We start from the raw sequence: 13391 nt of genomic DNA on the forward strand, positions 1-13391 counted from the left end.
GCCCGGGACCGGAGCAACCGGGCGCCATGGGCAGGTGAAGTTTGTCGAGCCGGTACGCCGTACGGGTGTGCGGGGCACGCACGACTCGGCCCCGCACACCCGCGCGGTGGCGCGGGTGGCGGGGCCGAGGTGCGTGCGGGTTCGCCGCCTCAGCGGGCGACGAGCGGCCGCGAGTGCCAGATGCGGTCGATGTAGTCCCACATCGACCGGTCGGACGAGAAGAAGCCGGAGCGCGCGACGTTGAGGATCGCGGACCGCGTCCACGCCTCGGTGTCGCTGTACGCGGCGTCGACCCGGTCCTGCGCGTCGAGGTAGGCCTGGAAGTCCGCCAGGACGAGGAAGCGGTCCTCGTGCAGCAGGTTCGACACGATCGGCTCGAAGACGGACCGCTCGCCGTCGGCGAACGCCCCGGACGCGATGAGGTCGATCGCGCGACGCAGCCGCGGGTTCTCCTCGTAGAACGCCGCCGGGCGGTAGCCCGACGCCACGAGCTTCTCGACCTCGGGCTCCAGGAGACCGAAGAGGAAGAAGTTGTCGTCGCCGACGAGCTCGCGGATCTCGACGTTCGCGCCGTCGTCGGTGCCGATGGTCAGGGCACCGTTCAGGGCGAACTTCATGTTGCCCGTGCCGGACGCCTCCTTGCCGGCCAGCGAGATCTGCTCCGACAGGTCCGCCGCCGGGATCAGCGTCTCGGCGAGCGTGACGTTGTAGTTGGGCGGGAAGACGACCGTCAGCGCACCCTGCACGCGCGGGTCGCTGTTGACCGTGCGTCCGACGTGGTTGATCAGGCCGATCGTCTGCTTGGCCATCTTGTAGCCCGGCGCGGCCTTGGCCCCGAACGCGAACACGCGCTTCTGCATCGTGGCCGGGTCGAGCTCGCCGCTGACGATGCGCTCGTACAGCGACACGATGTGCAGCACCTTGAGGGTCTGGCGCTTGTACTCGTGCAGGCGCTTGACCATCACGTCGAGCATGGCGTCGGCCGGCAGCGTGATCCCGTCGCGGCGCTCCAGCAGCGCGTTCAGGCGGTGCTTGTTGTGCGCCTTGACGTCCCGGAACTTCTCGCGGAACTCGGCGTCGTCGGCCAGGGGCTCCATCTCGCGCAGGCGCGCCAGGTCGGTGATCCAGCCGGGGCCGATGGCGTCGGTGATGAGGTCGGACAGCGCCGGGTTGGCCAGCCGCACGAACCGCCGCGGCGTGACGCCGTTGGTGACGTTGGTGAACTTGTCCGGCCAGTACTCCGAGAAGTCCGGCAGCACCTTGTCGCGCAGCAGCTGGGAGTGCAGCGCCGCGACGCCGTTGACCTTGGAGCCGGCGATGGTCGCGAGGTACGCCATGCGCACGGAGCGCTCGGGGTACTCGGCGATGATCGACATGCGGCGCTGGCGCAGCTCGTCACCGGGGTACCGCTGCGCGACCTCCGCGAGGAACTCGTCGTTGATGCGGTAGATGATCTCGAGGTGCCGCGGCAGCAGCTTGCCGAGCAGCGCGACGGGCCAGACCTCGAGGGCCTCCGGCAGCAGCGTGTGGCAGGTGTACGCGAAGCACTTCTGCGTGACGGCCCACGCCTCGTCCCAGTCCCACTTCTTCTCGTCGACCAGCAGCCGCATGAGCTCCGGCACCGCGATGACCGGGTGGGTGTCGTTGAGCTGGAAGATGATGCGGTCGGGCAGGTTGTGGAGGTCGAAGTCCTCGGGCAGCACGTTCTCGACGAAGTCGCGGATCGAGCAGGCGACGAAGAAGTACTGCTGCTGCAGGCGCAGCTCCTTGCCCTGCGGCGTGGAGTCCTCCGGGTACAGGACCTTGGAGATGTTCTCGGCGAACGTCTGGGCCCGCACGGCGTCGACGTACTCGCCGGAGTTGAAGATGGCGAGGTCGAACGCCTTGGTCGCCTGGGCGCTCCACAGCCGCAGCGTGTTCACGCGGCCGTTCTGGTAGCCCGGGACCATGTAGTTGTAGGGCACGCCGAGGACCTCCCACGCGGGGGTCCAGCGGGAGCGCTCGACGCCGTCCTCGTCGACGTACTTCTCGGTCGACCCGCCGAAGTGCACGGTGACCGCGGCCTCGGGGTGCGGGAACTCCCACGGTGCACCGAGGGACAGCCAGGTGTCGGGCTGCTCGACCTGCCACCCGTCGACGAACGTCTGGCGGAAGATGCCGTACTCGTAGCGGATGCCGTACCCGATGCAGGGCACGCTCATCGTCGCGAGCGAGTCGACGAAGCACGCGGCGAGCCGGCCGAGGCCGCCGTTGCCGAGGCCGGGCTCGACCTCCTGCTCGCGCAGCGTCGCGAGGTCGAGGCCGAGGGACGCCAGCCCCTCCTCGACGATCTCGGTCATGTCCGTCGAGATCAGCGCGTTGTCCAGCTGACGCCCCAGCAGGTACTCGGCGGACAGGTAGCCCACCGACTTCGCCTGGGCCTCGCGCTGGCGTCGCACGGTCTCGAGCCAGCGGGCCATGAGGTACTCCCGCACCGTGCGCGCCAGCGCCAGGTACTGGTCGTTGACGCTCGCTCGCTCGAGCGTGACCCCCTGTCCGAAGTTCAGCTCACGCAGGAACTCCTTGACGAACCCCTCCACGGAGTGCTGCGGCGCGGCCACTGGTGCGGTGCCGTTGGCACGGTTCTCAGTCACTTGCGCAACGGTAGTTCCCTCGTGCCCGTCTAGCCAGGCCGTTCGGACCGGACAGCGCTGCACGAACCTCCCGAACCGCGCGTCCTGCGGCGTGTCGTACAACACGCTGCGAGGCGTGTTCCGCCCCCGGGCCGGACGAGCCTCCCGCCATCAGCGACGTCACCTGGACGCACGTCGGTACCGGGCGATGGCGAGCGGGGCGAACACCAGCAGGATGACCACCACGCAGCCGAGCGTGTACAGCACCGGGTGCTGCATCGACCACGCCTCGGGCGCGGCCGCCGCCGGGTTGGTGTTGCCGAACAGCTCGCGGCACGCCTGGGTGAGGGTGGACACCGGGTTCCACTCGACCACCCGCCGCAGCGGCTCCGGGAACGAGTCCAGGGGGACGAACGCGTTCGAGATGAACGTCAGCGGCATGATGACGATGAAGGACGCGTTGTTGATGACCTCGACGCTCGGGACCAGCACGCCGACGAGCGCCATGATCCAGCTCACCGCGTACGCGAACACGAGCAGCAGCCCGAACGCCGCCGCGGCCTCCAGCACCGTGCCGTGCACGCGCCACCCGACGAGCAGTCCGGTGAGCGCCATGATCACGAGGGACAGGACGTTGTAGACGACGTCGGACGCGGTGCGCCCGGCCAGCACGGCGGACTGCGACATCGGCAGGGACCGGAACCGGTCGAGGATGCCCTTCTGCATGTCGTCGGCGATGCCCGCCCCCGTGAACGTCGCCCCGAAGACGACGGTCTGCGCGAAGATCCCCGGGATGAGGAACTCCCGGTAGCTGACGCCCTCCCCCGGGTCGATCGCCCCGCCGAACACGTAGGCGAAGAGCAGGACGAACATGATCGGGGACACCAGGACGGCCACGAGGATCCCGGGGACCCGCAGGATCTTCAGCAGGTTCCGCTTGGCGACGACGTGCGTGTCGACGAACGTGCGGGCCAACGTGCTCATCGGGCCACCCCCACGGTCTCGCGCGGCTCGGACGCCTCGGCCGTGCGGCCCGTCAGCGTGAGGAAGACGTCGTCGAGCGTCGGGCGCCGCAGTCCCGCCTCGAGGACCGCGACGCCGTCGGCGTCCAGCCGGTCCAGCACCGCGCGCAGCGCCCGGGTGCCGTCGGCCACGGCGACCGACAGCGCCCGCCCCGCGGGGTCGGCGTGGACCTCGTCCCCGGCCGCGACGCCCGCCAGCACGCCACGGGCGTCGTCCGCGTCCGCCGCGTCGGCCAGCAGCACCTCGACGCGCTCGCCGCCGACCTGCGCCTTGAGCTCGTCCGCCGTCCCGCGCGCGATCGCCCGCCCCTGGTCGATGACGACGATGGCGTGGGCCAGCCGGTCCGCCTCCTCCAGGTACTGCGTCGTCAGCAGGATCGTCGTGCCCGACCGCACGAGGTCGGTGATGACGTCCCACATCTGCAGGCGGCTGCGGGGGTCCAGGCCGGTCGTGGGCTCGTCGAGCACGACGACGGGCGGCTCGGCGACCAGCGCGCACGCGAGGTCCAGGCGCCGGCGCATGCCGCCGGAGTACGTCTTGGCGGGACGCCGGCCCGCATCCGTGAGGTCGAACGACGCCAGCAGCTCCTCGGCCCGGGGCCTGGCCCGCCGCCGGGGGAAGCCGTACAGCCGGCCGATCATCTCGAGGTTCTCGGCACCCGTGAGGTTCTCGTCCACCGCGGCGGTCTGCCCCGACAGGCCGATGCGGCGACGCACTTCGTCCGCCTCGCGCAGCACGTCCGCCCCCGCCACGGTCGCGGTGCCCTCGTCGGGGCGCAGCAGCGTCGTGAGGATGCGCACCGCCGTGGTCTTGCCCGCACCGTTCGGGCCGAGCAGCCCCAGCACGGTGCCCTGCGGCACCTCGAGGTCCAGCCCGCGCAGCGCCTCCACCTGCCCGTACCGCTTGGCCAGCCCCGTGGCCGTGATCGTCGCCGTCATGGTGCTCCCCGTCGCCGTCGCGCCTGCCGCGTCGTGCCCTGGGTCGATCGTCCACCCGGCCACCGACATACCCGGACAGGTCGCCCCCGGACGGCACGGGCCCACCGGTGGCGAAAGCGCGTGACACGAGGACGCCTTCGTGGGCAGCATCGACGTCACGCGCTCGCCGCTCCGCGCTCCGCGAGCGCCCGTGTGCAGCCGGCGCGGGATCCACCCGCGGTGTGCCGATGAGAACGGCGACGTCGACGGGTCAACCCCCGGGTCCGCCGCTGCAACGCCCCCGCGACACCCCGACGACACCCCGCGACACCCCTGGAGAGCCGCCATGACGACGCCCGCCGCGACGGCACCCGGCCGACCTCGCTGGCGGCGTGACGTCACCGTCTTCCTCACCGGCCAGACGTTCTCCCTGCTCGGCTCGATGCTCGTGCAGTACGCGATCATGTGGCACCTGACGCTGGAGACCCGGTCCGGCACGGTCATGGCCGTCTACGCGGTCGTGGGGTTCCTGCCGCAGGCGGTGGTCTCCGTGTTCGGCGGCGTGTGGGCCGACCGGCTCGACCGGCGGGCGCTGATCATCGGGGCCGACGCGACCATCGCCGCCACGACGCTGGCGCTCGCGCTCCTCATGCTGTCCGGGTACGACGACCTGTGGCTGCTGTACGTCGCCGCGGCGGTCCGGTCCGCCGGCGCCGGCATCCAGACGCCCGCGGTCGGCGCCCTGCTCCCCCAGATCGTCCCGACGGACCGGCTCATGCGCGTCAACGGCATCAACGCCACCATCCAGTCGGCCATGATGCTCGTCGCCCCGGCGCTCGCGGCAGGCCTGTACGCCTGGGCGTCGATCGAGGCCATCTTCTTCGTCGACGTCGCCACCGCGGCGATCGGGATCGGCCTGCTGCTGCTCGTGCCCGTGCCCCGGCTGGTCCGCACGGACCAGACGGCGGGCGTCCGGGGGTACGTCACGGACCTCGTCGACGGGGTGCGCTACGTCGCGACCACGCCGTTCGTGCGGTGGGTCCTGACGATGTGGGGCGTCGTGTTCGTGCTCATCGTCGCGCCGTCGTTCCTCACGCCCCTGATGGTGGTCCGCACCTTCGGCGACGAGGTGTGGAAGCTGACGGTCAACGAGCTGGCGTTCAGCATCGGCATGACGCTCGGCGGCGTGGCCGTCGCCTGGTGGGGAGGGCTGCGCAACCGCGTGCACATGGTGGTGCTGACCACCGGCCTGTTCGGCGTCCTCAACGTCGGCCTGGGGCTCTCGACGAACATGTGGGTGTTCTTCACGTTCATGTTCCTCATCGGCCTGGGGGTGCCGTTCTTCTCGACGCCGACCATGACGGTGCTGCAGGAGCGCGTCGAGCCCGAGCGGCTGGGCCGCGTGTTCGGGTTCGTCGGCATCGTCATGGCCGTCGCGATGCCGCTGGGCATGGCCGTGTTCGGCCCCCTGGCCGACCGGTACTCGGTGGAGTCGCTGCTGGTGGCGGCGGGTGCGGCGCTGATCCTCGTCGTCCTCGCCGGTGTCGCGCTGCCGTCGGGGCGGCGCGCCATCGCGGAGGCGGGTGCCGACCCTGCTCCGCGGGCGGACGGCGGGTCCGGTGCGGTCGCGACCGACGACGCCGTCCCCGGCACCGCGGACGAACCGGCGCACCGGGGCTGACGGCAGGCGCCCCGGCGCTCACCAGGACGCGGCGACGACGTCCGTCAGCTCGGCGGGGGTCAGCGTGACGGGGTTGCCGCGCGTGCTGGACGCGGCCAGCGCGTCGGCCACGACGTCCGGGACGTCGTCGCGCGCCAGCCCCAGGGCACCCAGCCCGGGCACGGCCAGAGCGGCGACCAGGTCCGCCAGCCAGGCGACGGCGTCGTCGGCGCGCGCGCCCGGACGGCCGGTGAGGGCGACGGCCGCGTCGTCGTACCGGGCCAGGCCCGGCCCGTCGGGGGCCGTTCGGCGCAGGGCGGCGACGTTCGCGGCCGTGGTCGCCGCGAGCACCGCGGCGCACACCTGCCCGTGCGGCGCCCCGAGCCGCCCGCCGAGCGCGGCGGCGAGACCGTGCACGGCACCCAGCTTCGCGTTCGCGAGCGCCATCCCCGACTGCAACGCGGCGACGCTCAGGTCCGTGCGCGCGTCGACGTCGTCCCCGTGCTCGACGACCCGCCTCAGGCTGCGCCCCGCCCGTACGAGCCCGTCGCGGGCCAGCGGGTCGGTCAGGGGCGTCGCGTGCGGGGTGGTGAACGCCTCGAGGCACTGCGTGAGCGCGTCGACGCCCGACGCCGCCGTGAGCGCCGGCGGGCAGCCGAGCGTGAGCAGCGGGTCGACCACGGCGACGGACGGCAGCATCGCGCGGCCCCGCAGGCTGGCCTTGACCCCTCGCTCCGGGACGCGCACCGGGGCGTTCGCGGTCACCTCGGCGCCCGTGCCGGCCGTCGTCGGGACGGCGACGACGGGCAGCGCACCGTCCGGCAGCGGCAGCCCGCGGCCGACGACCTCGAGGTGGTCGAGCACGTCGCCGTCCCCCGGTGCCAGGACGGCCACGCACTTCGCGAGGTCCAGCACCGACCCGCCGCCCCACCCGACGACGACGTCGGGACGCACCTCGCGCGCCAGGGCGACCGCGGCACGCACGGCCTCGACGTCGGGCTCCCCCCGGTGCCGGTGGACCGCCGCGGCGGGCAGCGCGGCGACGTCGGCCGACCGCCCGGCGACCACCAGGACGCGCCGCCCCAGACCCGCGACGAGGTCCGGGACCTGCTCCGCGACCCCGGCACCGAGGACGATGCGGCCGGCCGTGACGAACGTGGACACCGCTGCAGGCTATGCCGGAACGGGCGGACGCCCGGTCACGCGTGCAGCCGCGCGCGCCAGTCCGGTGGCACCCGGCCCTCCGGCCCCGGGGTCGGCTGGTCCTCGGGATGGGACACGGGCGGCGCGAGGTCCGGACCCAGCGTGTAGTCGCCCTGGGAGTAGTCCCACCACCAGTCCTGCCCGGGCTCGTACGTGCGCATCACGGGGTGGCCGGTGGCGCGCCAGTGCGCGCTGGCGTGCTGCCCGGGCGAGCTGTCGCAGCAGCCGACGTGGCCGCAGGCGGCGCAGCGCCGCAGCGCCACCCACCACCCCTCCTGCTGCTCGCACTCGACGCAGCCGGGGCCGCTCGGTGGGACGGTCGGGTCGATCTCGGCGGCGCTCATGGGCACTCCTTCGGGCTCCTCGCCAGTCTGCGCCCGGGTGCCACGTCACCGCACGCGGTGCCGGGACCAGGCGCCGGGAGCCGTGCCGAGAGCCGTCCCGTCAGTCGTGGCGTGCGCGCCAGTGCGGGTTCTCCATGATCCCGACGGCGTTGCCGAACGGGTCGGTGAGGACCGCGGTGCGGAACCCCTCGCCGCGCTCCGTCACGGGGTCCCGCAGCGTCGCGCCCAGGGCCACGAGGCGGTCCACCGCGGCCGCCACGTCGTCGACGTGCCAGGACACGACCTGCCGGCCCTGCGCGTCGGCGGCACCCGGAGGCGCGTACGCCGCGTCGATGAGGCCCAGCTCGTCCTGGTCGTCGCCGATGCGCCACTCCCGGTAGCCGGTCCGCGAGTAGTACGGCTCGACGCCCAGGACGTCGGTGTACCAGGCGGCCGCGGCCTCCAGGTCGTCGGCGTAGTACGACACGTTGCTCAGTCCACGCAGCATGGGGCTCTCCTCGTGTCGGTCGCTCCTCACCCGGGTCGGGTCGGGCAGCGGTCGGGTCCCGTCCTCGACCGCGGCGTCGTCATCGGTGCAGCCGCGAGCGCCAGTCGGCGGGGCACCCGCACCGCGGGCCCGGGCGCCGGCTGGTCGGCGGGGTGGGCGAGCGGCGGCGCGAGTGCGGGAGCCGTGTGGCAGGACGGTCTCGACGGCCAACAGTCTGCGCCCGGGAACGGGCGGTGTCACCCGTTTCGTCCCGTCGGATCCCCTGCGACGACCGTGGCGACACCGCGCACCGGCCACCGGGACGGGCAGGAACGACGAAGGCCCGGCACCACCGGTGCCGGGCCTTCGACCTGCGCGCCCGAAGGGACTCGAACCCCCAACCTTCTGATCCGTAGTCAGATGCTCTATCCATTGAGCTACGGGCGCACTGCCCTCGCGGGCCGACCAGAACGATACAGGCACGGAGGGCCAGCCCCAAACTCGATCCGCTGCGGCGTGGGACACACCGGCTGCCGGCGCCCGGGGCGGACCCCGGTGGGTGCGGGACGTACCGGTCGGTAGGCGGCCGTTCGGGCCGGGTGTCACCCCTGCACGCTGCGCCGACCGGGTGGCCCGTCACGGTGCGGGCGCGCGCCAGTGCACACCTGTGTCACGGTGACGGCCCGCTGCGGGCCCGACGACGTCCCCGCGCACCGCGCACCACGAGAGGGGATCACCGTGACCGGTCGTCGAGACCGCGGCGGGGCGCGACCGACGCCCCCGACCGCACTGCCGGGCCCGGACGCGCTGCGGTGAGCGCCACCGAGGTGACCACCGCGCTGGACGGCTGGGCGGCGCGGCTCGTGCGGCTGGGTGCCGTCGTGGTGACCCGGCTGCGTCCCGGCCTGACGCCTGCCGAGGCCGACGAGGTCGCCGCGCGGCACGGCTACCTGCTGACGGAGGAGGTCGCGGCGCTGTGGACGTGGCGCGACGGCGTGGGAGCGCACCCAGGGCGGGCTCCGGCGCACCTGGCGCCGGGGCAGGAGTTCGCCTCGCTCGACGAGAGCCTGCGCCGCTCGCGGGAGTACCTGGAGGCGTCGCGGGCGGAGGCCCGCGCGGGGGCGCCCCTCACGGTGCCGTGGCAGCCGCACTGGGTCGTGGCCGTGCACGGGCACGCCCTGCCGCTGGTCCTGGACGGCGCGTCCCCCGGGCCCGACTCGTTCCGGCACGACCTGCAGAGCAGCCCGCTGGTGGTGGCGCACTCGACGCTGCCGCAGCGGATCGCGCGCTGGCACGACATGCTCGACACCGGCACGTGGCGCATCGCGCGCGACGGCACGTGGGACGTCGACCTCACGCACCTCACGCAGAGCGCGCACGCGCCCCGTACGGACCTGACCTGACGCCGACGTGGCCCACGGGAAAGGTGTGCGCGCCCGCGCGGCCCGTGCGCCACGCTCGGCACATGAGCGATCCCGTGCTGCGTGTCCGGTTCCCCGTCGACGACGTCGCCCTGAGCCGGCTGCACACCGCGGCGTTCGGTGGCGCGGGCGACGTGCAGCCGTGGGCGGCCCGCCTCGACCGGTACGCGGTCACGTGGGTGGGGGCGTTCGACGGAGACGAGCTCGTCGGGTTCGTGCACGCCTGCGGGGACGGCGGGGCTCACGCGTTCGTGCTCGACACGGTGGTCGACCCGGCGCACCGGCGCCGGGGCACGGGGCGACGCCTGGTGGAGCGGCTCGTCGCGGAGGTCCGTGCCGCCGGGTGCACGTGGCTGCACGTGGACTTCGAGCCGCACCTCGACGGGTTCTACCGCGCGTGCGGGTTCACGCCGACGCAGGCCGGCCTGCTGCGGCTGTGACGGTCGGTGACGTGCTCCGGAACGGGAAGAAGCCCGGACCCTGGGGCCCGGGCTTCTTCCCGACGCCTGTCGACGTCGAACGCGGAGACGGTGGGATTTGAACCCACGGAAGGGTTGACCCCTTCACGGCCTTAGCAGGGCCGCGCACTAGACCTGGCTATGCGACGTCTCCAAGACGAGCACACGTTACCGGTCGCTCGTCCTGCGACCAAAGCGAGTGCGTGGCGCGCTCGCGCGGCGGACCCGGACGGGTCAGCGCTCGAAGCCCCACTCGCGGTCCGTGACCATGCGCGCGACGGCCAGGCCGACCGCGAGCGCGGTGACCACCAGGGCCGCGGAGACCCCGTACGTCAGCGCCTGCGCCACGTCCCCGTTGCTCAGGTAGTACACGGCCCGGTACGCCGGGACGCCGGGGACCATGATCGTCACGGCCGGCACGTACACGGTGATGCGCGGGATGTTCAGCCGGGGGGCGATCCACGCGGCGAGCAGGCCGACGAGGAACGCGGCGACGGCGGCGGCGGCCTGCGGCGGCCAGTCCAGCAGCACGACGGCCTCGATGCGTAGCAGGTTGGGCAGGGCGGCGACGCCCGCCGCGACCAGCGCCATGCGCCACGGGCTGTTGAACATCAGCGCGAAGCCGAGCACGCCGACGAACGACGCGAGCAGGCGCAGCAGGGTCATGAGGGCCGGGTCCAGCGCGAGCTCGCGCGGCGGGTCCGGGCTCAGCCCGACCACGATCGACACCGCCCACACCGCGAACGCGGCCGAGACGAAGATCATCAGCGCCCACGTCAGGCGGGCGACACCCGCCGAGAAGTCGAGCTTGGCCAGGTCCAGCGCGCCGGTGACCAGCGGGAACCCGGGCACCAGGAACAGGGCGGCGGCCACGTACCCCGCCTCGTGCACGCCACCCGTGACGCCCAGCACGTGCAGGGCCTGCACGAACCCGAGGTACGACAGGCTCGCCAGCGTCGCCGCGAGCATCGTGACGCCGAACTGGTTGAACCCGCGGTGCAGCATGACGCGCCGCAGCCCCTGCCCCAGGCCGGCGCCGACGAACGCACCGGCGACCTCGACGGCGCCGCCGTTGTTGAGGAACGCGAACGCCGCACACGCCACGGCCGCCCACAGGGCGTTGAGCACCACCGGGTACAGCGGCGGCTTGTGCGCGATCCGCTCGATCTGCTCCGTCAGGTGCTCGACCGTGACGGGTGCGCTCGCCTCGACGCGCTGGGCCATCAGCTCGAGCTCGGCCAGGCGGTCGGTGTTGACGCCGACCGTGCGGACCTCGGTGACCTCGGTGCGGAACGACCGCCCGCGGTGCGACGTCGTCGTGATCTCGGTGAGCGTGACGTGCGCGTGGTGCCGGTCGATGCCCAGCGCGCCCGCGACGCGCGCCATCGACGCCTTCACGCGGTACGAGCCCGTGCCCGACGCGAGGCTGAGCCGCCCCACGCGCAGCACGGCCCCCGAGCGGCGGATCAGCTCGAGCTCGTCGTCGTCCGGTTCGGTGGGCACGGTGCCATCATCGTCGCAAGCGCCGCCCGGCGGCAGGACGTCCGCCCCGCAGACACGGCAGGACGGGGGCGTAGGAGAACGCGGTGGCGGGCACGGTGCAGGGTTCGCGTGCAGGGGGCAGGGACGGGGCGTGGGGCGTGCGCGCACCTGGCGGCGGGCGGGGTCAGGGCAGGGCGTCGACCGCCCGCTGCTCCTGGTCGCGGGCGCGCTCGGCCGCCTTCGTGGCCCGGTCGAGCTCACGCGTCGCCGCCCGGACGGCCTTCTCCTGGTCACGCGCCCGCGTGCGGGCCGCGACGAGCGCCTCGTCGGCACGCGGCAGTGCGGCGCGGGCCTCGGCCAGGCGACGGCGCACGTCCGCGAGGGCCTGGACGAGCTCCTCCTCGGCGGCGTACGCGTCCTGCTGCTCGCGCTCCACGTCCTCCAGCGTCGCGACCGCCGCCCGCTCCGCCGTGGCGACGTCCTCGTGCCGGGTCCGCGCCCGGTCCAGGTCCGCCTCGGCGGCCTCGCGCGCCGCGACCGCCTGCTCGTGACGGTGCCGCAGCCGCTCCGCCTCCTGGGCGCGGCGCGCGCGCTCCCGCTCCTCGGCAGCGGCCCGGGCGGACGTCCCGGACGAGGACGAGCGCGTCCGACGTGCACCCGACGACCCGGCGGCGTCGTCGGAGGAGTCGGAGTCGTCGGAGGAGTCGGAGGAGGGGCCGTCGTCGGAGTCGTCCGAGGAGCCGGAAGCGTCGTCCCCGCGGCCTGCCCTCGCCGCCGACGACGCCGCGGCACCGGGCCGTCCGCCCTGACGCGCCCCGTCACCGCCCGCCTCACCCGCACCCCCGGACCGGGATCGTGAGGCACTGCTGCTGCCGGCTTCCGGCATCAGCGCCTCACGGTCGTCGTCGGGGGCCGCGGCCGCCGAGCCGAAGCCGACGTGCTCGGTGCCGTGCGTGAGCGTGCCGGCCGCCACCGCGTCGGCCACGCGCGGGTCCGCGAGCGCCGCGGTCAGCGTCTGCTCGACCTCCTGCGAGGCGGCCGTCGAGAGCTTCTGCCCCCCGGCGGCGGCGAGCCGACGCGCACGGGCCACGAGCCCGGAGACGAGCGCCCGCCGCTGCGTGCCCAGCTCCCGCAGGGCCGGCCCGTCCAGCGAGCGCTCGGCGTCGCGCATGCCCTCGCCCAGGTCGCGCAGCGCGTCGGCGAGCGACGGGTCGTCCCGGACCAGCAGGTTCACCGCCCACGCGGCCACCGTCGGCTTGCGCAGCGACGCGATCCGCGCGGCGGTGTCCTTGTCCTTGGCCGCCTTCGCCCCGCGGACGGCGGCGTCACGGCGCGCGACGAAGTCGTCGAGCGTGCCGCCGTACAGGTCGTCGACGACGTCGTCCAGGGAGGCCACGCCCCCAGCCTGCCCGCCCACCCCGGGCAGGACCACCGCCACCCCGTCCTCTCACCCGACCGACGGGCCGGACCGCCGGCGCACCGCCGGGATCAGGCCGTCAGTCGCGGTGGCCGGGCTTGCGCGGCGGGTACCAGCGGTTGCCGTAGCGGCGCATGAGCTGCCCGTCGGAGACCTCCGCGAGGTCGTCGAGCCGTTCGAGCACGGCCCGGCCGACCCGGCGGGCCGCGGTGTCGTGGTCGGCCTCGAACCGCACGGTCACGCGTGCGGCGCCGCGCACCACGCCGACGTCGAACGCCTCGACCGTGGCCAGCGCGCGGGCGGCGGCGACGGCCTCGGGCAGCACGTCGGGCGCGGACGTGCCGGGCCGCAGCAGCCCGACGGACGCGGTGACGCGGTAGGACGGCAC

Annotated in this window: 12 protein-coding genes and 2 tRNA genes; 3 read left to right on the plus strand and 11 right to left on the minus strand. The window is 74.0% G+C overall.

Going from position 1 to position 13391, the window contains the following annotated elements; all coding sequences use genetic code 11:
• Positions 1 to 149: 149 nt before the first annotated feature.
• The 3 genes from J1G43_RS15805 to J1G43_RS15815 all read right to left on the minus strand — a co-directional run bounded on the left by J1G43_RS15805 (position 150) and on the right by J1G43_RS15815 (position 4573).
• Positions 150 to 2633, minus strand: coding sequence for a glycogen/starch/alpha-glucan phosphorylase (locus J1G43_RS15805; RefSeq protein WP_207378802.1), 2484 nt, complete (start codon positions 2631 to 2633; stop codon positions 150 to 152).
• Between the two features lie 159 nt (positions 2634 to 2792).
• Positions 2793 to 3596: an ABC transporter permease gene (locus tag J1G43_RS15810; RefSeq protein WP_207378803.1), complete on the minus strand. Its 804-nt coding sequence runs from the start codon at positions 3594 to 3596 to the stop codon at positions 2793 to 2795.
• Complete coding sequence (locus tag J1G43_RS15815) at positions 3593 to 4573, minus strand: ATP-binding cassette domain-containing protein (RefSeq protein ID WP_207370972.1); 981 nt, start codon at positions 4571 to 4573, stop codon at positions 3593 to 3595. The genes J1G43_RS15810 and J1G43_RS15815 overlap by 4 nt, the downstream gene beginning before the upstream one ends.
• Positions 4574 to 4898: 325 nt before the next feature.
• Between J1G43_RS15815 and J1G43_RS15820 the strand changes: the two genes are divergently transcribed.
• Positions 4899 to 6233: an MFS transporter gene (locus J1G43_RS15820; RefSeq protein ID WP_207370973.1), complete on the plus strand. Its 1335-nt coding sequence runs from the start codon at positions 4899 to 4901 to the stop codon at positions 6231 to 6233.
• A gap of 18 nt (positions 6234 to 6251) precedes the next feature.
• Here the strand turns inward: J1G43_RS15820 and J1G43_RS15825 are convergent, their stop codons facing one another.
• The 4 genes from J1G43_RS15825 to J1G43_RS15840 all read right to left on the minus strand — a co-directional run bounded on the left by J1G43_RS15825 (position 6252) and on the right by J1G43_RS15840 (position 8672).
• The gene (locus tag J1G43_RS15825) at positions 6252 to 7376 is read right to left on the minus strand and encodes an iron-containing alcohol dehydrogenase (protein ID WP_207370974.1); all 1125 of its coding nucleotides are present in this window, start codon (positions 7374 to 7376) and stop codon (positions 6252 to 6254) included.
• A gap of 35 nt (positions 7377 to 7411) precedes the next feature.
• Positions 7412 to 7759 (minus strand): UBP-type zinc finger domain-containing protein, encoded by a 348-nt coding sequence (locus J1G43_RS15830; protein WP_207340366.1) that lies wholly within the window; start codon positions 7757 to 7759, stop codon positions 7412 to 7414.
• A 100-nt stretch (positions 7760 to 7859) separates the two neighbouring features.
• Positions 7860 to 8246 carry a VOC family protein gene (locus J1G43_RS15835; protein ID WP_207340365.1) on the minus strand — a complete coding sequence of 129 codons (387 nt, stop codon included), beginning with the start codon at positions 8244 to 8246 and terminating at the stop codon, positions 7860 to 7862.
• A gap of 353 nt (positions 8247 to 8599) precedes the next feature.
• Positions 8600 to 8672 (minus strand) — tRNA-Arg (locus J1G43_RS15840).
• A gap of 365 nt (positions 8673 to 9037) precedes the next feature.
• Here J1G43_RS15840 and J1G43_RS15845 point away from each other — a divergent pair.
• Entirely contained in the window at positions 9038 to 9628 is a 591-nt protein-coding gene (locus J1G43_RS15845) for a hypothetical protein (protein ID WP_207378804.1), read from the plus strand.
• A gap of 62 nt (positions 9629 to 9690) precedes the next feature.
• Positions 9691 to 10086, plus strand: coding sequence for a GNAT family N-acetyltransferase (locus J1G43_RS15850; RefSeq protein ID WP_207340363.1), 396 nt, complete (start codon positions 9691 to 9693; stop codon positions 10084 to 10086).
• Positions 10087 to 10168: 82 nt separating this feature from the next.
• Here the strand turns inward: J1G43_RS15850 and J1G43_RS15855 are convergent.
• The 4 genes from J1G43_RS15855 to J1G43_RS15870 all read right to left on the minus strand — a co-directional run bounded on the left by J1G43_RS15855 (position 10169) and on the right by J1G43_RS15870 (position 13391).
• Positions 10169 to 10258: transfer RNA gene (locus tag J1G43_RS15855), tRNA-Ser, on the minus strand.
• A gap of 80 nt (positions 10259 to 10338) precedes the next feature.
• Positions 10339 to 11607, minus strand: a complete 1269-nt coding sequence (locus J1G43_RS15860; RefSeq protein ID WP_207340362.1) for a threonine/serine exporter ThrE family protein — start codon at positions 11605 to 11607, stop codon at positions 10339 to 10341.
• A 163-nt stretch (positions 11608 to 11770) separates the two neighbouring features.
• Positions 11771 to 12982 carry a hypothetical protein gene (locus J1G43_RS15865; protein ID WP_207378805.1) on the minus strand — a complete coding sequence of 404 codons (1212 nt, stop codon included), beginning with the start codon at positions 12980 to 12982 and terminating at the stop codon, positions 11771 to 11773.
• 100 nt (positions 12983 to 13082) lie between these two features.
• A complete protein-coding gene (locus tag J1G43_RS15870; protein WP_207340360.1) occupies positions 13083 to 13391 on the minus strand; it encodes a hypothetical protein in 309 nt (102 codons plus the stop codon).

Source organism: Cellulomonas sp. zg-ZUI22 (genome assembly GCF_017353535.1).
In the GTDB taxonomy this organism is placed as follows: Bacteria; Actinomycetota; Actinomycetes; order Actinomycetales; family Cellulomonadaceae; genus Cellulomonas; species Cellulomonas wangleii.

Coding starts and splice junctions, on each gene's coding strand:
- J1G43_RS15810 (WP_207378803.1), bottom strand. CDS start 3,596: ATGAGCACGTTGGCCCGCACGTTCGTCGACACGCACGTCGTCGCCAAG.
- J1G43_RS15850 (WP_207340363.1), top strand. CDS start 9,691: ATGAGCGATCCCGTGCTGCGTGTCCGGTTCCCCGTCGACGACGTCGCC.
- J1G43_RS15820 (WP_207370973.1), top strand. CDS start 4,899: ATGACGACGCCCGCCGCGACGGCACCCGGCCGACCTCGCTGGCGGCGT.
- J1G43_RS15830 (WP_207340366.1), bottom strand. CDS start 7,759: ATGAGCGCCGCCGAGATCGACCCGACCGTCCCACCGAGCGGCCCCGGC.
- J1G43_RS15835 (WP_207340365.1), bottom strand. CDS start 8,246: ATGCTGCGTGGACTGAGCAACGTGTCGTACTACGCCGACGACCTGGAG.
- J1G43_RS15815 (WP_207370972.1), bottom strand. CDS start 4,573: ATGACGGCGACGATCACGGCCACGGGGCTGGCCAAGCGGTACGGGCAG.